The organism is Glutamicibacter sp. AGC46 (genome assembly GCF_053543715.1).
Genome location: NZ_JBLVOJ010000024.1, coordinates 508,064 through 529,533 on the forward strand (window position 1 = coordinate 508,064; position 21,470 = coordinate 529,533).

Here is a 21,470-nt window from a genome sequence, read left to right on the forward strand (position 1 = left end):
ATGAGGTCAGCTCATGAGCACACCCACCCAGCGGCACCCCGGCACCAGCCAGCGGCGCGTCGCCTTCGCCACCGTCATCGGCACCACCATCGAGTGGTACGACTTCTTCATCTACGCCACCGCAGCGGGGCTGATCTTCGCCCACCTGTTCTTCGAACCAGCCGGCGCGCAGATCGGCCTGCTGCTCTCCTTCGCCAGCGTCGGCATTTCCTTCCTCTTCCGCCCGCTGGGCGCGTTCTTAGCCGGGCACTACGGGGACAAAATCGGCCGGCGCGCCATGCTGGTGCTCACCCTGGCCCTCATGGGCGCCTCCACCACGCTGATCGGCGTGCTGCCCACCTATGAGACCGCGGGCGTGCTGGCCCCGATCCTGCTGCTGCTCTTGCGCATCATCCAGGGCATCTCCGCCGGTGGCGAATGGGGCGGCGCGGTGCTGATGGCCGTTGAGCACGCCCCGAAGGACCGTCGCGCCCGGGCCGGCGCCTACCCGCAGCTCGGCGTGCCGCTGGGCATGCTGCTGGCCTCGGGAATGATGGCGCTGATGACCGGCGTGATCTCCCCCGGCGAGCAGTTCATGGCCTGGGGTTGGCGCGTGCCGTTCCTGCTCAGCTTCGTGCTGATCGTGGTGGGCTACTTCATCCGCCGCTCGGTGGACGAGTCCCCGGTCTTCGAGGAGATCGCGCAGAAGAAGGCACAGACCCGCGTTCCGATCGTGGTGCTGTTCAAGAAGCACTGGCTGCTGGTGCTGGTTGCCGCGCTGATTTTCGCTGGCAACAATGCCGCCGGCTACATGACCACCGGCGGATTCCTGCAGGCCTATATGACGGACCCTGAGGGGCCTGTGGGCTTCACCCGCACGCAGGTGCTGCTGGCCGTCTCCTTCGGTGCAGTCATGTGGTTCGCCTTCACCCTGCTCTCCGGGGTCGTGGCCGACAGGATCGGGCGCAAGCGCACCTACCAGATCGGCTTCATCAGCCAGCTGCTGTGCATCTTCCCGCTATTCTGGCTGGTCGACGCCGCTAGCCTGCCGCTGCTCTACGTGGCGTTCGCGTTGTTCGCCATCGGTCTGGGCTTCTCCTACGGTCCGCAGGCCGCGTTGTACTCCGAGCTGTTCCCCGCCTCGGTGCGCTTCTCCGGGGTTTCCATTTCCTACGCTTTCGGCGCGATCCTGGGCGGGGCGTTCGCCCCGATGATCGCCACCGCGCTGGTGCAGGCCACCGGCGGGACCACGGCGGTCGGCTGGTACCTGTTCGCGCTTACCGCAATATCGCTGGCGGCGGTCAGCATGGTGCGTGATCGCAGCGGCATCGACTTGGGTATCGGCAACCAGGCCGAGCAGGAAGTCGGCGCGCTGGTCTTCGACAAGCGGACCGCGGGGCAGCCCGTGCCCCAGGACGCGCTGTAGGATCTGCAGGGATCAAAAAACCGGCAGCCCACCATTGGCGGACTGCCGGTTTTTCGCGTCTACTTCGCGGCGTTGCGCTCTGCGGCTTTAATGGACACCACAATCGGGTAATCGGGTTCTCATCCCACCGCACCGCACCAAGATTTCCTTAGGACCGGACCTCGCTGGATTTCTCTGTAAGGTTTATCCAGTGGGCTCTCGACCTCACTGCTTCTCGATGGGGATGTGCAAATCGATTTGCAACGGCGGAGAATTGCGGATGCGATGAAGGGCCGCAGTTTCATAGTCCTGGATACTCTGAAAACCGAGGTGCCTAGCAATCTCAATTCTCATGCTGGTGTTACGAATCGGGAGCGCTTTGATCAGCTCGTCATACGCACAAGCAGTAACATGATCCTTCATCTGCCTGAGAATTTGTGGAAATGGCGAGTCAAAGTTGATCTCGATTGCGTTCTCATCAACCACATCTGGCATGTACTCGACTAGTTTCCTCGCGACCACAGATTTCGAAAGCTGTCCGGTCAGTCTTTCTAACGTCCCGTCCTTTCCTAGCGCCTTCATGGCCGCGCTCTTGGCCTCCTCAACTTTGACCTGAGGATCGTAGCCAAACGTCGAAGCTTGTTGCTCTGCTACTGCCTGCAGCACTTCCGAAGTGTAGTAGAGGTTCTCAATTTCGCTCACCGGCAGAACATGAATACCAAGACTAAATAAGGATTCAATTTCCTGCTCAGATCGCCAGTCCCCATCAACCAAACCGCGTGCTCTGACCCAATGGAAACTCGCACTATTCCGCAGGCCAGACACTGACCGGATGAGCGTATCGCATCCTCCGCTAGGCACCAGTAGCCAATCTGGGAAGAGCACCTTGTATAGGCTCAGATCATGGCTCGTCGTTTCTCCTTCAATGAAGAGAATCTCCTTCCGCCCACCAAGAATGGCCTGTCGGGCGATTTCAGGCAAGGAGTCGTCCTGTGCAATCTCATGCAGATCCCACTGCATGGCTTGTTCGCCTTCCCACCGCACACCAAACACGGTTAGCACTTTCCCTCTTTGTTCAGAAAGGCTCGCGGCGAGGTCCAGGTCATGGGTCAACACGACAAAAGCACAATCATTACGTGTAGCAATAATGGTTTTTATGAGTTCATCGGAAATTGCTCGATGCAGATGTCTCTCCGGCTCATCGATAATAAACGTCACCCCGGACGGGGCAGTAATAATTTCAGCGGCGAGCAATAGCGCGCTCTTCTCACCATCGGACATCAAATGAATCGGATATGTCACGTCAGAATTGAGATGCTTCGCAAAAAAATTCTCTGTAGAATCCACGCCTATTTCAATTTCCAGGCCCGAAGTTTGAAGCACTGTATTGAACGTGTCGAGAACACGTGGACCCATCCTCCGGGTAACATCTTCAGTGCTCGACCCCGCCTCATACAGATCTACGCGTGCCCTGTTCTCCTGGTTGATCTTGGCTAGCATATCGAACAAGGCAATCCCCGAGCGCTGTGAATCACTGTGATCAAGATAGCGCGAACTAAATTCCTGATCCCAATGCGTGATTTGGGCAAATCGCGTTTTTCGGTCTGCCGGAGTAATGGAAGATCCCGACTGAGTAAACCACAGTTTTCGTTGCGCTAACACTCTCCGGATAGCCGTTGCCTGCGAATTTCTCGGCATCCACGAAGCCAGAGCAGATTTACCCGAGCCATTCGCCCCTAGGATCGTCAACACCTCTCCCGCACTCACCTGCACGCTGCAGAAACCACCCGTAAACACTGGAATATTCCACTGAGCCAAAGGTGTGGGCACCTCGCCAATTTGAGTCATGAGACCGATATTACGATACCCAACCATCATTCGTTTATTAGCCAAACGAAAAGCCAACGACACACTTACAGAAAAGGACGTCACCTATTAAATCTGATGAACCACTAACATTAATCAGGGAAACGCAAATCTAAATGCTTTCGGAACGGCCTTAAAACCAATTTGCGTCCAGAGGAATTACGTCTCCTAGTAAATACCGCTGCTGGACGTAAAAGACCAACGGCCTGCCATCATGGCAGGCCGTTGGTGTTTGAGTTCATTCGCGTCTAGTTGGCGGCGTTGCGCTCTGCGGCCTCGACCACGTTGTTCAGCAGCATCGCGCGGGTCATCGGGCCCACGCCGCCCGGGTTCGGCGAGATCCACGACGCGACCTCGGCGGCAGCCGGGTCCACGTCGCCGGTGCCCTTGCCATCCACGCGGGAAACGCCCACGTCGAGCACGATCGCACCGGGCTTGATGGCGTCGGCCTTGATGATGTGCGGCACGCCGGCAGCGGCGATGATGACATCGGCCTGGGCGAGTAGTTCAGGAAGATTGGTGGTGCCGGTGTGGGCTAGGGTCACGGTCGCGTTCACGGCGCGGCGGGTCAGCAGCAGGCCGACAGGGCGGCCGATGGTCACGCCGCGGCCCAGGACCAGCACGTGCTTGCCGTTCAGGTCGATATCGTGGCGGGCCAGCAGTTCCACGCAGCCCAGCGGGGTGCATGGCAGCGGGGAGGCCATCGGGCGGTTGACGTTGGCGACCAGGCGGCCCAGGTTCATCGGGTGCAGGCCGTCGGCATCCTTGGCCGGATCCATGGCTTCGAGGATCACGTCCGTATCGATGTGCTTGGGCAGCGGCAGCTGCACGATGTAGCCGGTGCAGTTCGGGTTCTCGTTCAGCTCGCGCACCTTGGCCAGCAGCTCGTCCTGGGTGGTTTCCTCGGGCAAATCCACGCGGATCGACTCGATGCCCACTTCGGCGCAGTCCTTGTGCTTGCCACCGACATACCAGGCCGAGCCCGGGTCGTTGCCAACCAGGATGGTGCCCAGTCCGGTGGTGTGCCCGGCAGCCTTGAGCTTGGCAACGCGTTCGGCCAGTTCCTGCTTGATGGCGGCCGCGGTGGCCTTGCCGTCGAGAATGCGTGCGCTCACGCTGTTCCTTCCGTAGGTGCCCTGTTCCCAAGGCGGGTGGTGTGCAAACCCAGGCGCGCGGCTCGCACAATTAGCTCCCTGGTGGTTACCCACCTAACGCCAGTCACGCGTTCCAGTGTAGCGAAAATGGCTTCGGGAATGACTTTGAAGTGCGCAGGGTTACCTTAAGCGTGTACTCGACAATCGTGATCGGCGCAGGGCAAGCCGGGCTTGCCGCCGCCTACCATCTGGCCAAGCGCGGCATCGACTTCCTGGTGCTCGATGCGAACCCTGCACCCGGCGGGGCCTGGCAGCACCGCTGGGATACCCTCACGCTGGGCGACGCGCATCATATCCATCCCTTGCCCGATTTCCCGCTTGAGGTGCAGGATTCCACCCGGCCGGCCTCGCAAGTGGTGTCCGAATACTATGCGGAATACGAGCGGCGCTTCGCGTTGCCGGTACGCCACGGCGCCCCGGTGACCTCGGTCGAAAAAGACGGAGAAATCTTCGTGGTGCACGCCGATGCGGATTACCGGGCGCGCACCATCATCAACGCCACCGGCACCTGGAGCAATCCGTTCTGGCCGGCCTACCCCGGGCACTTCGATGGTCCGCAGGTGCACACGAATGGCTTCGTCTCCCCGCAGCAATTCGCCGGGCAGCGCGTTTTGGTGGGCGGTGCGGGCGCCAGTGCCACCCAGTTCATCGTGCAATTGCGCGCTGCCGGCGTGGATACCCTGTGGTCCACGCGCAGCGCCCCGGACTGGCGCAATGTCCCCACCGGTGCCGAATGGGGCCAGGAAGTGGAGCGCCAGGTCAACGAGCGCACCAGTGCGGGGCTGCCGCCGAAGTCGGTGGTGGGCACCACCGGGTTGCTGCTCACCGAGAAGATGCGTGCCGGGATCGCCTCCGGGGTCCTGATCTCGCGGGGGAAGATCGACCGGCTGGAATCCGACGCCGTCGTCTTCTCCGACGGGTCACGCGAAAAGATCGATGCGATCTTGTGGGCAACCGGCTTCCGGCATGCCCACCGGCATTTGCGAGATCTGAAACTGCACACCGCGCAAGGCGGCATCCTGATGGAGGACGGGGTGGCCGCCGTGGCGGTGCCGGGGTTGTTCTTCGTCGGCTATGGCGCGTCGGCTTCGACTTTGGGTGCTACCCGGGCCGGGAGGAAGGCCGCGCTGGCGGCCGCGCAATACGTTCAACGGCTCGCGGTCAGCGCAACGTAGCTCACGGAATTGGCAGAACATCGCTGGCGGGCGCTACCTTAGAATCCATGAACCAGTACATCGTCACCCTATCTTGCATCGACCGCCCCGGCATCGTCCACGCCATTTCCGGAGGTCTGCTGGGTGCCGGTTGCAATATCACCGAGTCCCAGCAGTTCCTCTCGCCTGAAACCGGCACCTTCTTCATGCGCATCGAGGTAGCCACCGAACAGGGGCTGGAGCAGATCCGCGCGGGGCTCGCGCCCATCCGCGACGATTTCCACATGTCCCTCCGTGTGGACGATGGCGCCAAGCGCACCCGCACCATGATCATGTGCTCCAAGGCCGGGCATGCGCTCAACGACCTGCTGTTTGCCCAGCGTGCCGGCACCTTGCCCATCGATGTGCCGGTGATCGTCTCCAACCACCTGGATTTGAAGCCGATGGCCGACTTCTACGGGGTGGACTTCGTGCACCTGCCGGTGACCAAGGAGAACAAGTCCCAGGCCGAGGCTGAGCTGCTCAAGCTCGCCGAGGACTACGGCATCGAACTGGTGGTGCTTGCCCGCTACATGCAGATCCTTTCTGATTCGCTCTGCGAGCGCATGGAAGGCCGGGTCATCAACATCCACCACTCCTTCCTGCCCTCCTTCAAGGGCGCCAAGCCGTACCACCAGGCCTACGCCCGCGGCGTGAAGCTGATCGGTGCCACCGCGCACTACGTCACCGCGGACCTCGATGAAGGTCCGATCATCGACCAGGAAGTCACCCACGTCTCGCACACGCGCACCGCCGAGCAGCTCGTTGAGCTGGGCCGCAGCGTGGAAGGCCGGACACTGACCCGCGCGGTGCAGTGGCATGCCGAGCACCGGGTGATGCTCGACGGCCAGCGCACCATCGTGTTCTCGTAACTCGCACCGTTCCCCCGCGACAATTAGAGTGGGTGGCATGAGCCACATTATTACTATTGCAGGGTCGACCCCACAGGTCGGCGAGAACGTTTTTGTCGCACCCACCGCAGTGTTGAGCGGGGACGTGGCCTTGGCCGATCGTTCCAGCGCTTTCTACGGGGTATCGGTGCGCGGGGACTCTGCACCGATTCGCGTGGGTGAAGGCACCAACTTGCAGGACAACGTCGTGCTTCACGCCGATGAAGGTTTTCCTTGCACCCTTGGTGCGGGCATCTCAGTGGGCCACTCGGCTGTGGTGCACGGCGCCACCGTAGGTGACGGCTGCCTTGTGGGCATGAGCGCGACCATCATGAATGGCGCGGTGATTGGCGAGCAGTCGCTGGTTGCTGCAGGTGCACTGGTGTTGGAAGGCACCCAGGTTCCGCCGCGTTCACTGGTTGCCGGAGTTCCTGCCAAGGTCCGCCGCGAACTGAGCGATGAAGAAGTCGCCGGGTTGAAGACCAACGCTGATCACTATCTCGTGCTGGCAGCCAAGCATCTGGAAGCCAACGCCTAGAGTTTGCAAGCTCCTGGAAGCACACGCTTCCAGGAGCTTTTGCTTTAAGCATTGTGCGCGCTGCTCATGGCTCGGCAAGTTCTACTTCCAGCAATCCCGCACGCCACCTCACTGTGGTCTCCTCCGCCAACGCTTCGGCGTCCAAGGCTTCGGCCGGCGTCATGAAATAGGTGTTGATCCGCAATTTCTGTTCCGGATCCAACACCGGCGGCAACAGCACCATCGGCCGGCTCCCAGGGATCTTCACCGCCTGGAACAATCCGCAATGCCTGGCCGTATGGTGAATCAAGCAATTCAACACCGCAGACTTGATATCAGTGCGCCCGCCCTTCTCCCACGGATCCAGATGATCCGCTTCGCACCTCTGCGCCGGCATGCTGCACCCGGGATAGGAACAACCTCGATAGGCTGCCCGCAGGGCTCGGACTTGGGCCTTGGTGAATAGCCGCTGCGTTCGTCCGAGATCCAAGGGCAGGCTCTTGCCGTTCAGCACCACCGGGAGAATCCCGGCATTGCACAGTGCGGTCCTGGTTTCCCCCGGGGATAACAGAATCCCCGAGGAAGTCACAGCGAAATCCTCGGTTCGCTGCTGCAATTTATCCCAATCCAAGATGACGCTCACCTGCGCACTGGCAAGTCCTGATTGCTGTTCCGGCGGGCCTCCGCTGGGTTTCCGTTCGCTCATCAGCAAGGCCATGAAACCAACGAGCCGTCTTCGCTCGGGTTTCAGGTCTTCCCATTCAGCGTTGGCCTGCTTCGCTTCGGCGGAAGCAACTTCTGGCTGGAGATCATCATTTTCGCCCTGGAGATCCTCGTCTTCCGAGTCGAGATCTCCAATGTCCTCCGTCGCTTCGTCACCCGGTCCGTCTTTTGCCCAGTCGGGTTTGCTTTCTTCATCGTCCCAGCCGCTGGTTTCCTCACCGGTGAACTGGGCATCGACGTCTTTCAAGCCCGCGCGGTTGCCGGCAACGGTGGAAGGATTATCCAGATTGGCGAAGTAGGCCTCGATGTATGCGGCATGCGATGGGAGAACACGAATGATGTATTCAACCAGCCCTTTGCGCATACCGCGCTTGAAGATTCCGATTCCGTCGAGCAGAGCCTTGAGCGGGCGCTGGCCCGCTTTGATCTGCGAGACCATATCGTTGATGTGCTTGCGCGCTGACTTGGGCTCTGAACGCAGGAAGGCTGCGGATTCTGCCTGGAGCTGCTGCTTCTTCGCCTCTGCGGCTTTGCCTTCGCCCAGATCCTTGCGGAGCGAATGCAGCTTCATTGCCGCCGAGGCCACCAGCCGCGGATCAATGCTCGGGTCGTCGAACTGCGTAGCAAGCTCCGGCAGCCACGGATCAGTCGGTTGTCCTGCCTCGTCCGTGCCGCCAAGCAGGCAGTCGGCCTGCACCAGGCGGGCGGCGGCGGTGCTGCGCGGGATATCCAGCCAGCCGGTCATCAGTCCTTTGGCATCCTTGAAATGCGTGCGCGCTGTCGTGGTGCGCCCCTTCGCGGCTTCGATTTGCTCGACGGTGGGGTGGGCCCCGAGATCGGAGATGGCCTGGAAGGATTCCTGGTCGAGCTTGTGGGCGCCGGTACGCCGCAGGGCAGCTGCCGCGTGGACCTGGGTCCGGGCGAGAGATTGGGACGTGTCTTCAGCGAGCATCGAAAAATAGGCGGCCTGGCCGGCGGTGAGGCCGCCTTGGGCCAGGACATGGGTCGCTGAAGCGGCCAACGCGTTGGCGTCGGCCAGGTCCTTCAGCGCTTGCGCGATTTCTCTGCTCATGGGTACACCATGCCCCGCAGAAATGGATCTGCAGGGCATGCGTGTACGGGCTGTGGACAAGTCTAGTTGCCGGCTTCAACCGGCAGCCAGAGCTCGCAGGTCGCGGTGCTGAAGTCCGGGGCCCGATCGAGCACGGCGACAATGGACGGCCCCACGCGCAAACGCCACGGATTGGACGGGAACCACGCGGTAGCGGTGGCGGCGTAGAGGTCCTGCAACGCTGACGGGTAGGGGCCCGAAACGCTGAAGACCGCCCACTGGCCAGCAGGAACCTGGATCATGTCCAGGTCCTTGGGCACCTGGATGCCACCGGGTACGGCGACACCGTGCAGGTAGGTCAGCTCGCTGCCTTCGCGGTAATCGGGGTCTACCTGGTCGCTGACCTGCAGCAAACCGGCAGGTTGCGCGGAAGACAGCTCCTTGAGCCGAGCGTGCTCGGCTATCGGGATGGAGGCGATGTGGGCCTGGATGTGCGGGTTGGCACCGTTGTGAATCAGCGGTACCTGCGTGGCGTATCCAATGAGCTGGAATTCTTCTCGATCAACTATTCGTGCATCCATGGGACGATTCCCTTCGACGGTCAGGCTGAACCTGATGATTGGTTGGCTTCGAAGGGGGCCACCATTCTCGCGGACATCGGCCACGGACGCGCCATGCACCGCTCGGAAGGCCCGGCCGAATGCTTCGGCCGAACCATAGCCGTAACGGATCGCGATGCTCAGCAGGTCCTGACCGGCAAGCAGATCCGCGGCGGCCTGGGTCATGCGGCGCCGGCGGATGTACTCGGAGACCGGCATGCCGGACAGCGAGGAGAACATCCGCCGCGCATGGTATTCGGTGCTGCCTTCGGTGCGCAGCAGGTCAGCGAGGTTGATCTCGGCGCGTAGCTGAGCCTCGATTTGCTCGATGAGCCGATTGAGAATTCCGATCATGATTCCACCCTTCCCCAACTACTATTCTTCAGGGTAGGGGCACGCCGCCCGATAATCGCGGTTCGATGCGATCAGGCGTTTTCCAGAGTCTTTTCACATACCCGGGCGACGACCGGTTTGGACGCCGCGCGGGCCGCGGCCAGGCCGCGTTCCAGATCGGCAATCAGGTCGTCGGCTTCCTCGATGCCCACCGAGAGGCGGACCAGATTGGCCGGGATTTCCAGCGGGGTGCCGATCAGCGAAGCATGGGTCATTTCGCGCGGATAGCAGACCAGGGATTCCACCCCGCCCAGGGACACCGAGAGCTGGAAGTACTCCATGGATTGGGCGAAGGCGCGGGCAGCTGCTTCATCGGAGAGCTGCAACGAGAGGATCCCGCCAAAGCCGCGGCCGGCCGCGGACTGGGACTTGGCCAGTTCGTGGCCCGGATGGCGTTCCAGCCCCGGGTAGTAGACGCGGGTGACTTCGGGCTGGTCATCGAGCCAGCGGGCCAGGGTGGAGGCGGTAGCCCCGTGGCGTTCCATGCGCAGGCCCAGGGTTTTCAGCCCGCGGGCGGCCAGGTAGGAATCCTGCGGTCCGGAGACCGCTCCCCCGGCAAACTGCTGGTAGCCCACGGCCTCGGCTAGGCTCTGCCCGCGGTGCAGGTGATCGGCCACGATGACAGCGCCACCGAGCACGTCGGAGTGCCCGCCGATGTACTTGGTGGTGGAATGGACCACCGCGTGAGCACCGAAATCCAGCGGCCGCTGCAGGTAAGGAGTGGCGAAGGTGTTGTCCACCACCAGCAGGGAGCCGTGCTCGCGGGCGATGGCCGCCCAGCCGGCCAGGTCGGCGATGCCCAGCAGCGGGTTGGACGGGGTCTCCACCCAGAGCAGCGCGGTGTTCGGGCGCAGCGCGGCGCGCACCGCATCCAGGTTGGTGATGTCCACCGCGGAAGAGCTGATCCCCCATTTGCCGTGCAGCTTCGAGATCAGCCGGTTGGTGCCGCCGTAGCCGTCGGCGCCCAGCACGATGTGATCGCCTGGCTCAAGCACCGCGCGCAGCAACGCATCTTCGGCCGCGATCCCCGAGGCGAAGGAGAAGCCGGCGGTGCCGCCTTCCAGCGCGGTGAGCTGGGATTCGAACCCGTTGCGGGTCGGGTTGGAGCCGCGCGAGTATTCGTGCCCGGCGCGCAGCACGTTGATGCCGTCCTGGATGAAGGTGCTGGTCTGGTAGATCGGCGGGATCACCGCACCGGTGAGCGGATCCTTGTGCTGGCCGGCGTGCACGGCGAGGGTGTTGAAGCCGCTCATGCGAAACTCACTTCCTTGGTGCCGGCGCTGGCCTGGGTTGCGGCCAGTGCGTGATCCAGCGATTGGGTGATATCCGCGAGCAGGTCGGCGGGGTCTTCCAATCCCACCGACAGACGCAGGGTGGAGGTGTTCAGGCCCGCGGCGGCCAGCTGCTGCTCCGAGAGCCGGCAGTGCGTCATGGTGGCCGGGTGGGCCACCATGGTGCGGGTATCGCCCACATTCGCGGCCAGGCTGATCAGCTTGAGCCCATCGATGACTGGGGAAACCAGGGATGGGTGGGCCAGCTCGATGGCCAGCACGCAGCCGGTGCCCTTCGGCGCCAGCGCCCGGGCCAACTCGTGGCTGGGGTGCTCGGGCAGCGCGGGGTGGTGGATGGCGGCAATGCCCGGATACTCGGCCAGCGCGTCGATGAGCCGGGCGACACTGCGCTGCACGTGGGCCGCGCGCACCGGCAAGGTCTCGATGCCTGCAAGGATGCCCTGGGCGCTGGCCGGGGCGAGGGCCGGGCCCAGATCGTGCAGGAACTTGGAACGAACCAGCATCGCGTAGGCCGCCGGCCCGTGGCGTTCAAGGAGCGAAGCGCCATTCAGCCGCCCACGCGGTGCGGCAATCTGCGGCCAGCGGGAGGAATCGGAGAAGTCGAAGGTTCCCGAATCCACCACTATCCCGCCGAGCACCGAGCCGTGCCCGGCCAGAGCCTTGGTGGCCGAGTGCACCACGATGTCCGCGCCGAGTTCCAGCGGGCGCACGTTCAGCGGGGTGGCCAGGGTGTTGTCCACCACCACCGGGATGTTGCGCTCGTGCGCGATCGCCGCAATGGCCGGGATATCGGCCACGGTGCACAGCGGGTTGGACACGGACTCGAAGAAGAACGCCCGGGTGTCCTCCTCGATGGCCGCGGCCCAGGCGGCCGGATCGGCCTGGTCGACAAAGCTGACGCGGATCCCGAAGTCGGCGAAGGTGTCGGTGAACAGGTCCACGGTGCCGCCGTAGAGCGAGGAGGAGGCCACAATGTGCTTGGGTCCCTGCACCAGCGCCAGCAGGGACAGGGCCACTGCAGCCTGACCGGGGGCGGTGGCCACCGCGTGGGCTCCGCCTTCCAAAGCGGCGACGCGCTGCTCGAGGATGGACACGGTCGGGTTGCCGGTACGGGAGTAGGTGAAGCCCGCCTGGCGAAGGGCGAACTTCTCCACCGCTTCGGCGTGTGATGCGAATTGGTAGGCCGCGGAATTGTGCAGCGGCGGCAGCATCGGGCGGAAGTCTCCGCTCGGGCGGTACCCTGCGTGCACCGCGTCGGTTTCCTGGCTCATTGCTCCTCCTCGTTGTCTGCGAGGGAGTGCGCCGGACACCGAAGCCACGGGTCCGGAACTGCTCCATCGTTTCTGGCGGTAGCACCTTTCGGTTTCCCGGTGGTTGCTGCGGCGTCGTCGAGCCAGATCTCTCGGCCGCTCTTGATGGGTTGTTCCTCCATGGTTGGGCATCGGCCGCGAACCGGGCAAGCGGCCCGAACCCCTGCGCTTCACAGAAGGCCGCCACGCTTCATATGTCGCCAAATTGTCATGATGACGCGAGGGCCAAAACCGTTGTGTGACGCGCCAAGGAAGCAAGAATCCTTGAAATCCCAAGGCTTGTGGACTCGCACATGACGAAGCACCAAATTTCAATGACCGGAGATGACGTTCAGCCCAGGACTTCGACTCCGAATCCGGCCACCACCGCGCGCACCTCGTCCAGGTAGCGCCGGGCCTGCTCGGTCAGCGGGATCGCCGCGTGGTCGATCCAGCCGACATCAATGCGTTCCTCGACATCCAGCGGGATGGAGACGATGGACGGATCCAGCTCGTCGCTGATGATGCCGGTGGAGATGGTGTACCCGCCTAAACCGATCATCAGGTTGAAGATCGTGGCACGGTCCGAAACCTGGATTTCACGTTGGCTGGAGCGGGTGGAGAGGATCTCCTCGGCGAAGTAGAAGGAGTTGTTCGCCCCCTGGTCGAAGGTCAGCCGCGGCAGGTCTTCGAGGTCATCGAGGGACACCATGGAGCGGGAGGCCAGCGGGTTGCCGCGGGAAACGAAGATGTGCGGCTGGGAGCGGAAGAGCGGGTGGAATACCAGCCGGGATTCGCGCAGCAGCTTCTCGATGACCTTGCGGTTGAAGTCGTTGAGGTAGAGGATCCCGATTTCACTGCGCAGCGTGCGCACGTCCTCGATGATCTGCTCGGTGCGAGTCTCGCGCAGCGAGAACTCGTACTCGTCGGCGCCGCTGGCCTGGACCATCCGCACGAAGGCATCCACCGCGAAGGAGTAGTGCTGGGTGGAGACGCCCAGCAGGCGACGGACCGAGGGACGGCCGAGATAGCGATGCTCCAGCAGCTCCACCTGCTCAAGGACCTGCCGGGCGTAGCCGAGGAATTCGGCGCCGTCGCTGGTGAGCGTGATGCCCCGGGCGGAGCGGATGAGCAGCGTGCGCCCGACCCGTGCTTCGAGCTCCTTCATCGCCGCGGACATGCTCGGCTGGGCGACGTACAAAAGGTCGGCGGCAGCCGAGATGGATCCTTCGGCCGCGACCGCGGTGAAGTAGCGCAATTGCTGCAGTGTCAGACCGCTCGTTCCCTGAACCATAGTTTGAGTCTATATTAATCCATAGTTAGACAGAGTTACCTGATATCAAAAATGCCATGCATGATTGACGCATCGACCTTCTTCCGGCCGCTTCCGGCCGCTGACCAACAGATTGGCCGCCATGGCAGACGCATTGACCTTCAGCATTTCGAGCACAGAATTCAACGAGAACTACACCCCTTCGGCGGACTCGCGACTCACCACGAACTTCGCCAATCTGGCCCGAGGAGAGCACTGCCAGCAGAATTTGCGCAATGCCCTGACGATGATCAATCGGCGCTTCAATTCTCTGGCTCACTGGGACAATCCCGACGGCGAGCGCTATGCGCTGAACCTTGAAATCATCTCGGCAAACGTGCACCTTAACTCGGTGCAAGGGGCACAGGACTTCCCACTGCTGGAGATGCTGGACACCAGCATCCTGGATCGAAAGACCGGTGTGCGCAGCCCGGGCATCATCGGCAACAATTTCTCTTCCTACGTGCGCGACTACGACTTCAGCGTGGTGTTGCCCGAAGCCATAGACGCCGCCGGCAAGCCGGTGCCGCCAAAGGATTTCGGCGACCTGCACGGCAGGCTTTTCGAGCACTTCCTGCATTCCGCTGCCTATCGTGAGCGCTTCGAGCAGCTGCCGGTAATATGCATCAGCGTCTCAACCTCCAAGATCTATCGCCGCAACGGCAACCGGCACCCGGTGCTGGGCTGGGAGTACCGCCAGGACGAGGACTCGCTGACCGACGCCTACTTCGCGAAGATGGGGCTGCGCGTGCGCTACTTCATGCCTGAAGGTTCCGTCGCTCCGCTGGCTTTCTACTTCCGCGGCGACCTGCTGGGCGACTACACCGACTTGCAGTTGATCAGCCTCATCAGCACCATGGAAACCTTCCAGAAGATCTACCGCCCAGAGATCTACAACGCAAATTCACCGGCCCCTGCGATCTACCGGCCAAGCCTTGGCGCACAGGACTTCTCCCCAACCCGCATAACGTATGACCGCGAGGAACGCACCCAGCTGGGCAAGATCCAGGGCAGGTTCACCGAGGAGCATTTCATCACCCCTCACCGCGAGCTGCTCGAATCCTGGGCCGCCAGCTGCGCAGTCCCCGCCGCCTAATCATTTACCTTCAGAATCCAAAGGATCAGTTATGACCAATTCCCTGCTTCCTACCTCTATCGTCGGTTCCCTGCCCAAGCCTTCCTGGCTTTCCGAGACCGAGACCCTGTGGTCTCCGTGGAAATTGGAAGGGTCAGCACTAGCCGAGGGCAAGCAGGACGCGATGCGCTCCGCAGTGCTAGAGCAGACCCGCCGCGGCATCGACATCATTTCCGATGGTGAGCAGACCCGTCAGCACTTCGTCACCACCTTCATCGAGCACCTGTCCGGTGTGGACTTCGAGAACAAGCAGACTGTGCTGATCCGTGACCGCTATGAGGCCAGCGTCCCCAGCGTTGTCGGCGCAGTGGAGCGCAAGGCGCCGGTGTTCGAACAGGATGCGAAGTTCCTGCGCACCCTGACCGACCGGCAGATCAAGTGGACCCTTCCTGGCCCAATGACCATGGTGGATACCCTGCATGACGCTTACTACGGCAGCCGCGAAAAGCTAGCCTGGGAATTCGCAGCCATCCTGAACCGGGAGGCCAAGGAGCTTGAAGCAGCAGGCGTAGATGTCATCCAGTTCGATGAGCCTGCCTTCAATGTCTTCTTCGACGAGGTGGCGGACTGGGGCATGGCTGCCCTGGAGCGCGCCTGCGAGGGACTGAAGGCGGAGACCGTGGCGCATATTTGCTTCGGCTACGGCATCAAGGCGAACAACGACTGGAAGGCGACCCTGGGCACCCAGTGGCGCCACTATGAAAGGTCGTTCCCGCTGTTGCAGCGCTCCTCCATCGACACCATTTCACTGGAATCCCATCACTCGAATGTCCCACTGGAGGTCGTGGAACTGGTGCGCGGCAAGCGGGTCATGCTTGGCGCCATCGACGTGGCTGACCGGCAGGTAGAATCCCCGGAAGAGGTGGCAGAAACCTTGCGCAAGGCGCTGGAGTACGTGGATGCGGACAAGCTGATCCCGAGCACCAACTGCGGCATGGCACCATTCCCCCGCGATGTGGCTCTTGCCAAGCTCAGCGCTCTGAGCGCCGGGTCTGCGGTGCTGCGCGAGGAGCTTGTCGGCGCCAGCGTCTAAAGTAACGATTGACGCAACCGACTCACTGCCCGCAGAAGACTTCAAGGCTGTCTTCCGTGGCCACCCGGGCGGCGTCAGTGTCATTACTGCCGATGCTGAAGAGGGCCCAGTTGCCCTCACCGCAACTTCGGTTGCCTCAATCAGCGTAGATCCACCATTACTGGTCTTCTCAATTTCGGCACTTTCTTCTGCCTCTGACGTACTCTCTCGCGCCGAAACTGTAGTCGTTCACAGCTTGGATGTGCATGACATTGAGCTGGCCAAGTTGGGCGCTTCCAGCGGTGTCGATCGCTTTGCCCAAGATCAGACGTGGACTCGATTGAGCACCGGCAACGGTCTTAGATGGAGTCCGCGCTTGGGTGCGCTGCGAAGTGGTGGAACGTATCCAAACAGGGACCTCAACGGTCATCGTGGCCCGCGGACTGCAGCCACACATTGCACGAGACGCCCAGCCAGGCGAGCTTGGTGACGCCTTGGTTTACCACAACCGCTCGTGGCATCATTTGAGAATGCCGATTCGCATTTAGGCCACTGACACACAAATTGCTGACGCTGGGGGCCAGCAACAGGTGGTCCCCAGCGTCATCTGCATTACGGGACTGCATGTCGGCTTAAGCTACTTCGCAGACGCCTTGCGTAAGCGCACAATAATTACCACGCCGCCAATGGCTAGCAGTATCCCAACCCCAGCAGCCCAGAAACCACCAAAACCTGTGTCGGCCAGCGCAGGCGCTGAGGCCTCAACAACCGCTACGGATTCAGTGGGCTTGCTTGCCTTTTGCGCCTTGGTAACGATTGCCTTGCTGATTGAACCTACGGGCTTGATTTCAGCGTCAGCAACGGGCTGTTCGCTTTCTGAAACGTTAGGTTCCTCCACAGTTTCGGAGCCACCATTGGAACCGCCCGTCGTTTCCGGTGTAATCCCCAAGTACATTTCGAGGTAGTGCGCACGTAGCTCAGGATCATTGGCAAAGATTTCCTCGAGGAAAGCTTGTAGATCAGCTGCATCTTCATCGGTTTCTATGCTGTCAGCGATGATTGGGAACAGTTGCACGATGAATTCAAGGCCAACGTCACTGCGGAAGTACTCTTCCCACTGGATTTCATCCCATTCAAGACTGTCCTGTGGGAGGGTATCGAGGATTGAGTCCGAGAAGGCTTGTTCCTCCTCAGAAAATTCAAAGCCATCCTCGACGGGGTCCTCTTCCTCTAGGAGTTCATTGAGCCGTCGAACGTACTCTTCCCCAACTTCGGTCTCGGCAAATACTTCCCATTGCTCGTCGCTCCAATCGTCGCTACCTTCAGGCAAGAGGGCGTTGATTTCGTCCCAGCGGTCATCGCTGGAAACTGGACCAAAACTGGTTGATGATTCTTTTGATGGCTCGGGTGAGACAGGAGCCGTGCTCTTAGCCGCGGGGACGACTGGTTCCGATGCTTTCTGAACTGGTGCTGGCGTCGGTTCGGTTACTTCCGAGACTGGCTCGGACGCTGGGGCTTCATTTGAGTCCTCTACCTGAACCTCATTGGTGTCGTCGGTGGCCTTGACCGACTCACTAACTTCAGCAGTGAGCTCGGATGTAGCGTCAGGTTCTGCCGAGGCAGCTGATTCCGTCACCGTGGGTTCTGATTCTTCGTCCGCATCGGAATCATCAGTTGGAGCAGCCGAAGACTCAGCTGGAAGGACGCTTTCCTCGGATTCAACAACGTTCACTACAGGAGACTGAGACACAACCGGTTCCGTCTGCGCGCCCGCTGACGTTGACGATTCCGTTGGGGTAGAGACGACCTGCTCCGAAATCACTTCTGCATTTGCTGCCGGGCCACTAATCACCAATCCCGTGATCAGTGCCGTCGACATTGCCACCGCGTTTAATTTGGTTTTCAATTATCGTGCTTCAAAGAGTGCGAATCGGCACAAGAACCTCACAACAGAATAAATTAGCGATTATTGCTAAAACCGTTCTGTCCCGCGCCGAAGAATTGATGATTAGGGTAAATGTAGCTCATTTGCCAAAGATTCAGCAAGAAATTTTTTCGCAACAACTCATGTCCTGCGATCCTAGTCAACCAGGGAATATTCGAGATCACCCTTACCTCCTACTATGGCCAAGCGCCCCCAACAAGTCGTCACCATCGACTAAGAAACTGCTGGAATCCAAGGCTCAATAGAATCCTTTCAACGCAGGAATATCGATTTGTTCCGAAGTTCCGGGTCGGTCGCCCTGAACGACAGTTCAACTTGCCACTGGTCGTGATGAGAACTGTTTGTCGGGACTTGGTTATTGCGTTGGAAGTTGGAAGGCACGGCGTTGACCGAGGGCAAGTAAGTCGCCATACGTGCAGCAATGCTGGAGCAGTCCCGCCAGCACTTTGTCACCACGTTCACCGGGCCTCATGCGCACGCCAATAATGGTCGTTTTGGAAACACCGTTCCACGCGTTTCACAGACAATCTCCAGCAGTTGGAAATCAACAGATTCTCAAACGCGTTTCGTCGCAAAACTCAGTGTCACAAACTATGAGTCGAAATGGTGACCATTGCTCGAGCATTGATACTTTTGAACGCATGGCGCCTCTTCTCGAATACCCGTGAGTCTCCACCGGCGACCAAGACGTACTACTCCAACTCGACGCTTTGACGAAAGTCGGTTGCTTCCCCATCTTTACCGATCCGCCTCCGGCGCACTCGACTCGCGGCCACAGCTCGATAAGCTCCCAGACCGGATCCGGCCACAAGAGTCTTGCAACCCACAGGTTGCAAGACGTCTCGCCGCGCACCGTTCCCCGCAATGGAAATCCGAGGAAATCCGAGGAAATCCAATGGTCCAAGATTCTCGCAACTATGTGAGCATGAATGAATATCGGGGGTTGTCAGGGACTAAACATGCACGCACACGACGGGGCTACAGCACATGGTGCGCATACCATGGATTTCCAGAAAAATTTGAAGTATTTCCAACTCTGAGTGAGCAAAAAAGTTTAAGAAAAGTCCGAAAACGTCGCTTATGGTGATGGAACTACAGCATCTCCGAACAAAGGACGTACTGATGAACCTATCGAATTCGGATCAGAACAACACCCGCAGGGAAGAATATCGAGCCATGTTGAAAGGGTGCTACGAGCCTTACGTTCGAGGCTGGTCGCATAAAATGAACCGAGCTGTTGGAGCGGCGGTTATGGATGGGGCCGGCCTGACTGAGCCACAGCTGACCAGCCTATATGCAGCCCTGGACTACGATTCTACTCTTCCCATGACTTCACTGATTGAGAAAAGGGTTGGACAGGCTCCTGGGAAACGGATTCCAGATAAGCCGAAGGTTAAGCTGGCAAGGATCAATGGCAGCCGGAAGATGATTGACGGAGCTCTCGTCGGGCATTTCAAGGGCAACATCGTTCCACCCATCTTCCTAGAGTTCAAACTGGACGGTGCAGTCAATGGCGGACTCGACGGTTACTATTGCCAGGAATACCACGGCTATGGCAACCAAGTTATTTGTTATCCGGCTGGGTGCTTCTGGGCGTTTCCAGAGGAAGGCCGCTTCATGGTGTGGATCGGGTTGCGTAAACACGTCGAGTCGGACCTCGGCTATTGGGGAACCAAGGGGATCAACGAGACGGACGTGATGTACAGCCGGTTCGGTGTTGACACAGCTGAGCACTTCAGGCGCCAAAGCGAAGCGAAGTGGGATGCCGGTATCGCGCTGGAAGATCTTGCCTGCGTAGCAAAAACTGGAAATCTGGCCAGCCAGACATTCGGGCCTATCATCGACCAGACCGTGCAGAAATTCGGCGGCTAGTCGGTGCTCTCGCCAAGGTTCTCAGCGCGAACGAGCGAAGTGATAGCACTTGCATAGTTGTCGCCCGCATGCTGAATGCGGTTAGTCTGTACCGCATGTCCGGCCTCCTGGTGTGAAATCTCGACACTTCGTGGACGCTAAATCTCACGACTTCGTGCACAGTGGATCTCAAGACACCAATTCGCCAGAATGTGAGTACCAAATCGCCCTATTCGGAACACAACTCGAATGTTCCGCTTGGTGAACCGTCCCGGAAATTACGCCGCCAGTTTACTGGCGGCTTCATCGGGTAACGAGCCGCTCATTTCATCATAATAGAGTTCTTCAAATTCAACCGGAGCCCGATATCCGAGGGTCGAGTGCAACCGGTCGTTGTTGTACCAGTGCACCCATTCCACGACCACGTCATCCACGTCCGCCTTGGTAGCCAAGACTCCAGTGCGGAACGGTGAATCCTTAGCAACCGCCTCGTTCTTGAACAACCCCATCACCGTTTCGGCGGCCGCGTTGTCGAACGCGTCCCCAATCGTTCCGATCGACGGCACCAGCCCCTCCATCGCCAGCGTCTGCGTGTATCTCTGAGAGGTATATTCACTACCCGCATCTGAATGGTGGATGGTGCCAAAGGCCGATCTCACATGCGCTTTTTGCTCAATCCGGCGTTGCCATAGGGCCAGTTGGAGAGCTTCCTCCACAAACTCGGTGTCATGCGAGGTCGACGAAGCCCAGGACAAGATCCGGCGTGAGAACAAATCGATCACGATGGACACATAGGCGAACCCGCCACGAATCGGAACATAAGTGAAATCAGTGACCCACACCTTGTTAGGTGCATCAGTATAGAAGTTCCGATTCAATAGATCTTTCGCCCGGATTTTATCTTTAGCGCGGATCGTTGTGGTCGTTCTCCGACCCCGCACCAGCCCATTCATCCCAGCCACACGCATCAGCCGATCCACGGTGTGTTTTGAGATGTCAGGGAAGCCGTTGCGCTGCAACCAGACCAGCATTTTCCTCCGCCCATGAAGAACCTCGGGCTTCGGTCTCCCCGTCTTTTCATCAGGTTTCTGCAGGTCATGAAGAACGTTCAAAATGAGTGCGTCCGTGACGACCCGTGGTGCTGGTTCAGCTGCTTTCCAACTGCGATACGTGCGGGCAGAAACCTTCAGGCCCTGAGTATTCAGGGCATCACAGATCTGCTGGACTGCGTAGCCGTGTTCGCGTTGCTGGTCGATGAACTCGGTGATTAGTGCCGGCGAGGGTCCAGCTCCCTCGCGAAGAAAATCGCTGATGCCTTCAAGATGTCGTTGGCTTCTTCAAGGTCCCGGACCTTGGCTTTCAACGCTTTGATCTCGGCGAGTTCTTCGCTGGTCGGTCCGGTTCGTTCACCGGAATCAACCTGGGCTTGGAGCACCCAGCGGCGCAGGGTTTCTTTACCGACGTTCAGCTTTGGAGCCATGTCATTGCAGGCTGCGTAGACCGACTTATAGCGGTCAAGTCGTTCCATGATGTAGTCCACTGCGCGGGCTTTGACTTCGGGGGTGTACTGCTTGGGCATGCTTTCCATTCTCTCAATAGAAAGCGGCATAAAACCCGGGACGATTCATGGGGTCGTCGAAATGGTTCGCGGCAAGCGTTGGTGCTTGGCGCAATTGACGTGGCCAATTACGCTGTGTGGACTGCCGCAGAAGTGGCGCAGACCCTGCGCAACGCGCTCGAATACGTAGATGCTGACAACCTGATCGCCAGCACCAACTGCGGCATGGCGCCATTCTGCCGCGACATTGTGGTTGGGTCCCTTTAAGCAGTCCAGCAGCTATGCGATAGCTAACTGATTCTCTCT

18 protein-coding genes, 1 pseudogene and 2 riboswitches are annotated in these 21,470 nt (G+C 60.2%); of the genes and pseudogenes, 9 read left to right on the forward strand and 10 right to left on the reverse strand.

All coding sequences use genetic code 11. The features are described 5' to 3' along the window. Positions 1–13: 13 nt before the first annotated feature. Positions 14–1,405, forward strand: coding sequence for an MFS transporter (locus ACNPM8_RS14355; protein ID WP_448940054.1), 1,392 nt, complete (start codon positions 14–16; stop codon positions 1,403–1,405). Positions 1,406–1,609: 204 nt separating this feature from the next. Here ACNPM8_RS14355 and ACNPM8_RS14360 read toward each other — a convergent pair whose 3' ends face one another. Together ACNPM8_RS14360 and ACNPM8_RS14365 are read right to left on the reverse strand one after the other, a co-directional pair. After that, complete coding sequence (locus tag ACNPM8_RS14360; RefSeq protein WP_448940055.1) at positions 1,610–3,232, reverse strand: AAA family ATPase; 1,623 nt, start codon at positions 3,230–3,232, stop codon at positions 1,610–1,612. A gap of 266 nt (positions 3,233–3,498) precedes the next feature. After that, positions 3,499–4,365: a bifunctional methylenetetrahydrofolate dehydrogenase/methenyltetrahydrofolate cyclohydrolase gene (locus ACNPM8_RS14365; protein WP_448940056.1), complete on the reverse strand. Its 867-nt coding sequence runs from the start codon at positions 4,363–4,365 to the stop codon at positions 3,499–3,501. 40 nt (positions 4,366–4,405) lie between these two features. Then, a riboswitch (ZMP/ZTP riboswitch) is annotated at positions 4,406–4,482 on the reverse strand. A gap of 53 nt (positions 4,483–4,535) precedes the next feature. Between ACNPM8_RS14365 and ACNPM8_RS14370 the strand changes: the two genes are divergently transcribed. From ACNPM8_RS14370 to ACNPM8_RS14380, 3 genes are read left to right on the forward strand one after another with little or no spacing between them, the layout of a single operon-like run. Continuing rightward, complete coding sequence (locus ACNPM8_RS14370) at positions 4,536–5,579, forward strand: flavin-containing monooxygenase (RefSeq protein WP_448940057.1); 1,044 nt, start codon at positions 4,536–4,538, stop codon at positions 5,577–5,579. Positions 5,580–5,626: 47 nt separating this feature from the next. Continuing rightward, entirely contained in the window at positions 5,627–6,469 is an 843-nt protein-coding gene (gene purU, locus ACNPM8_RS14375; RefSeq protein ID WP_448940058.1) for a formyltetrahydrofolate deformylase, read from the forward strand. Positions 6,470–6,506: 37 nt separating this feature from the next. Then, complete coding sequence (locus ACNPM8_RS14380; protein ID WP_448940059.1) at positions 6,507–7,025, forward strand: gamma carbonic anhydrase family protein; 519 nt, start codon at positions 6,507–6,509, stop codon at positions 7,023–7,025. A gap of 64 nt (positions 7,026–7,089) precedes the next feature. Here the strand turns inward: ACNPM8_RS14380 and ACNPM8_RS14385 are convergent, their stop codons facing one another. From ACNPM8_RS14385 to ACNPM8_RS14405, 5 genes are all read right to left on the reverse strand, one after another. Continuing rightward, entirely contained in the window at positions 7,090–8,799 is a 1,710-nt protein-coding gene (locus ACNPM8_RS14385; RefSeq protein WP_448940060.1) for a DUF222 domain-containing protein, read from the reverse strand. Between the two features lie 62 nt (positions 8,800–8,861). Next, positions 8,862–9,731 (reverse strand): GyrI-like domain-containing protein, encoded by an 870-nt coding sequence (locus ACNPM8_RS14390; protein WP_434692044.1) that lies wholly within the window; start codon positions 9,729–9,731, stop codon positions 8,862–8,864. A gap of 71 nt (positions 9,732–9,802) precedes the next feature. After that, positions 9,803–11,023 carry a cystathionine gamma-synthase gene (locus tag ACNPM8_RS14395; RefSeq protein ID WP_448940061.1) on the reverse strand — a complete coding sequence of 407 codons (1,221 nt, stop codon included), beginning with the start codon at positions 11,021–11,023 and terminating at the stop codon, positions 9,803–9,805. Then, positions 11,020–12,333: an aminotransferase class I/II-fold pyridoxal phosphate-dependent enzyme gene (locus ACNPM8_RS14400; RefSeq protein WP_448940062.1), complete on the reverse strand. Its 1,314-nt coding sequence runs from the start codon at positions 12,331–12,333 to the stop codon at positions 11,020–11,022. Before ACNPM8_RS14400 ends, ACNPM8_RS14395 begins: the two co-directional genes overlap by 4 nt. A gap of 60 nt (positions 12,334–12,393) precedes the next feature. Further along, a riboswitch (SAM riboswitch) is annotated at positions 12,394–12,484 on the reverse strand. Between the two features lie 219 nt (positions 12,485–12,703). Next, positions 12,704–13,645 (reverse strand): LysR family transcriptional regulator, encoded by a 942-nt coding sequence (locus ACNPM8_RS14405; protein ID WP_448940063.1) that lies wholly within the window; start codon positions 13,643–13,645, stop codon positions 12,704–12,706. A gap of 121 nt (positions 13,646–13,766) precedes the next feature. Between ACNPM8_RS14405 and ACNPM8_RS14410 the strand changes: the two genes are divergently transcribed. From ACNPM8_RS14410 to ACNPM8_RS14420, 3 genes and pseudogenes are all read left to right on the forward strand, one after another. Continuing rightward, on the forward strand, positions 13,767–14,759 hold the full coding sequence (locus ACNPM8_RS14410; protein WP_448940064.1) for a putative oxygenase MesX: 993 nt from the start codon (positions 13,767–13,769) through the stop codon (positions 14,757–14,759). Between the two features lie 31 nt (positions 14,760–14,790). Next, positions 14,791–15,831: a methionine synthase gene (locus ACNPM8_RS14415; protein WP_448940065.1), complete on the forward strand. Its 1,041-nt coding sequence runs from the start codon at positions 14,791–14,793 to the stop codon at positions 15,829–15,831. Continuing rightward, positions 15,812–16,358 (forward strand): annotated as a pseudogene (locus tag ACNPM8_RS14420) (flavin reductase family protein). Before ACNPM8_RS14415 ends, ACNPM8_RS14420 begins: the two are co-directional and overlap by 20 nt. A gap of 89 nt (positions 16,359–16,447) precedes the next feature. Here ACNPM8_RS14420 and ACNPM8_RS14425 read toward each other — a convergent pair. Beyond that, positions 16,448–17,716: a hypothetical protein gene (locus tag ACNPM8_RS14425; protein WP_448940066.1), complete on the reverse strand. Its 1,269-nt coding sequence runs from the start codon at positions 17,714–17,716 to the stop codon at positions 16,448–16,450. Between the two features lie 1,161 nt (positions 17,717–18,877). On the opposite strand from ACNPM8_RS14425, the gene ACNPM8_RS14430 reads away from it, so the two are divergent. After that, positions 18,878–19,627 carry a hypothetical protein gene (locus tag ACNPM8_RS14430; protein ID WP_448940067.1) on the forward strand — a complete coding sequence of 250 codons (750 nt, stop codon included), beginning with the start codon at positions 18,878–18,880 and terminating at the stop codon, positions 19,625–19,627. 257 nt (positions 19,628–19,884) lie between these two features. Here ACNPM8_RS14430 and ACNPM8_RS14435 read toward each other — a convergent pair whose 3' ends face one another. Together ACNPM8_RS14435 and ACNPM8_RS14440 are read right to left on the reverse strand one after the other, a co-directional pair. Then, positions 19,885–20,919 carry an IS3 family transposase gene (locus tag ACNPM8_RS14435; RefSeq protein ID WP_448940112.1) on the reverse strand — a complete coding sequence of 345 codons (1,035 nt, stop codon included), beginning with the start codon at positions 20,917–20,919 and terminating at the stop codon, positions 19,885–19,887. Continuing rightward, positions 20,874–21,185: a transposase gene (locus ACNPM8_RS14440; protein ID WP_170947696.1), complete on the reverse strand. Its 312-nt coding sequence runs from the start codon at positions 21,183–21,185 to the stop codon at positions 20,874–20,876. Before ACNPM8_RS14440 ends, ACNPM8_RS14435 begins: the two co-directional genes overlap by 46 nt. A 99-nt stretch (positions 21,186–21,284) precedes the next feature. On the opposite strand from ACNPM8_RS14440, the gene ACNPM8_RS14445 reads away from it, so the two are divergent. Then, positions 21,285–21,431: a hypothetical protein gene (locus ACNPM8_RS14445; RefSeq protein ID WP_448940068.1), complete on the forward strand. Its 147-nt coding sequence runs from the start codon at positions 21,285–21,287 to the stop codon at positions 21,429–21,431. Positions 21,432–21,470 lie beyond the last annotated feature (39 nt).

Coding starts and splice junctions, on each gene's coding strand:
- ACNPM8_RS14355 (WP_448940054.1), top strand. CDS start 14: ATGAGCACACCCACCCAGCGGCACCCCGGCACCAGCCAGCGGCGCGTC.
- ACNPM8_RS14360 (WP_448940055.1), bottom strand. CDS start 3,232: ATGACTCAAATTGGCGAGGTGCCCACACCTTTGGCTCAGTGGAATATT.
- purU (WP_448940058.1), top strand. CDS start 5,627: ATGAACCAGTACATCGTCACCCTATCTTGCATCGACCGCCCCGGCATC.
- ACNPM8_RS14380 (WP_448940059.1), top strand. CDS start 6,507: ATGAGCCACATTATTACTATTGCAGGGTCGACCCCACAGGTCGGCGAG.
- ACNPM8_RS14385 (WP_448940060.1), bottom strand. CDS start 8,799: ATGAGCAGAGAAATCGCGCAAGCGCTGAAGGACCTGGCCGACGCCAAC.
- ACNPM8_RS14390 (WP_434692044.1), bottom strand. CDS start 9,731: ATGATCGGAATTCTCAATCGGCTCATCGAGCAAATCGAGGCTCAGCTA.
- ACNPM8_RS14395 (WP_448940061.1), bottom strand. CDS start 11,023: ATGAGCGGCTTCAACACCCTCGCCGTGCACGCCGGCCAGCACAAGGAT.
- ACNPM8_RS14400 (WP_448940062.1), bottom strand. CDS start 12,333: ATGAGCCAGGAAACCGACGCGGTGCACGCAGGGTACCGCCCGAGCGGA.
- ACNPM8_RS14405 (WP_448940063.1), bottom strand. CDS start 13,645: ATGGTTCAGGGAACGAGCGGTCTGACACTGCAGCAATTGCGCTACTTC.
- ACNPM8_RS14410 (WP_448940064.1), top strand. CDS start 13,767: ATGGCAGACGCATTGACCTTCAGCATTTCGAGCACAGAATTCAACGAG.
- ACNPM8_RS14415 (WP_448940065.1), top strand. CDS start 14,791: ATGACCAATTCCCTGCTTCCTACCTCTATCGTCGGTTCCCTGCCCAAG.
- ACNPM8_RS14430 (WP_448940067.1), top strand. CDS start 18,878: ATGAACCTATCGAATTCGGATCAGAACAACACCCGCAGGGAAGAATAT.
- ACNPM8_RS14440 (WP_170947696.1), bottom strand. CDS start 21,185: ATGCCCAAGCAGTACACCCCCGAAGTCAAAGCCCGCGCAGTGGACTAC.